This is a genomic window from Micromonospora sp. NPDC049799, from assembly GCF_040656655.1.
In the GTDB taxonomy this organism is placed as follows: Bacteria; Actinomycetota; Actinomycetes; order Mycobacteriales; family Micromonosporaceae; genus Micromonospora.
The window spans coordinates 1-1,019 of record NZ_JBFAMU010000931.1 but is presented as its reverse complement, the minus strand read 5'-3'; the positions used below and the strand labels follow the sequence as shown (position 1 = coordinate 1,019).

Genomic DNA, 1,019 nt, shown 5'->3' with positions numbered 1-1,019 from the left:
GCCGGTCGGCTGCCGGTTCCGCCGAGCTGGACGGAGCCCAGGGCGCAGAGCCCGGCCACCACCGTCACCGCGGTGATGCACCCGACGTGGCGGCGACGCCGGCGACGCTGGCCGTCCCGGACCGCGCGGCCTACGTCGACCCGCGGCTCGGGCACCGACGCCGATCGCAGCAGAGCGGCGATCCGCTCGTCGTCACACGTGGTCATCTCGGATTCCTCCCGGACATCTCGGTGACGCCGAGCACCTGGCGGACCGCCGCCAGCGCCCGAGCCGTCTGTGACTTGACGTTCCCCTCGGAGCAGGCCATCGCCGCGGCGGTGTCGACCAACGACAGGTCGCACAGGAACCGCAGGACCAGTACGGTGCGCTGGCCGCGAGGGAGGTGGGCCAGCGCGGCGACCAGGCTGTCCCGCTCGGACAGCTCGTCGTACGGGGTGCGCGGCGCAGGCTCCGGCTCCGGCACCGACCCCAGCAGCCGGACCTTCGCCCAGCTCAACCTCTTCTCGTCGACGAGCTTGTGGACCAGCATCCGGTGCACGTACGCGTCGACGTTGTCGGCGCGGCTGACCCGGCGCCAGTTCACGTACAGCGCCGTGATCGTCTGCTGCACCACGTCGTCGGCCAGATGGGCGTCGCCGCACATCAGGAACGCGGTCCGGTGCAGGCTGGGCAGTCGCGTGGAGACGTACTCCACGTACTCGTGCTCGGCATCCGCCATTGGGCTCCCTCCTCCGCACGCTCGACGGGGCCGGACGGCCGCCGGGTTGCGTCACCACCCCGGTAACGTCCTGTGATCGGCTGCGTGCGGTCGCCTGCCGTACCGGCGCCGCGTAGCCCGCCGTTGTGGTCGAGGAGCCGGACCGGGTCAGCCGCCTGACGTCGGAGGACGTCCCGCCGTGAGTGGCGGATCGACAGAGCCCGTCCCGGCCGGGCGGGTGGGCGCGGCCCGGCCGAGCAGGGGAGCCGGGTGGAACGACCAGAGCAGGCGGCGCCACCGGGGGCGGGCCGCCCGCAGCGCG

At 73.6% G+C, this 1,019-nt stretch carries 2 protein-coding genes; both read right to left on the bottom strand.

Features of this window, described 5'->3' with window-relative positions; translation table 11 throughout:
- The coding region (locus AB0I76_RS30735) for a hypothetical protein (RefSeq protein ID WP_357042864.1) at positions 1-206 on the bottom strand (206 nt) is incomplete at its 3' end.
- The gene (locus AB0I76_RS30730) at positions 203-718 is read right to left on the bottom strand and encodes a SigE family RNA polymerase sigma factor (RefSeq protein ID WP_357042861.1); all 516 of its coding nucleotides are present in this window, start codon (positions 716-718) and stop codon (positions 203-205) included. The genes AB0I76_RS30730 and AB0I76_RS30735, both read right to left, overlap by 4 nt.
- Between the last annotated feature and the right edge of the window lie 301 nt (positions 719-1,019).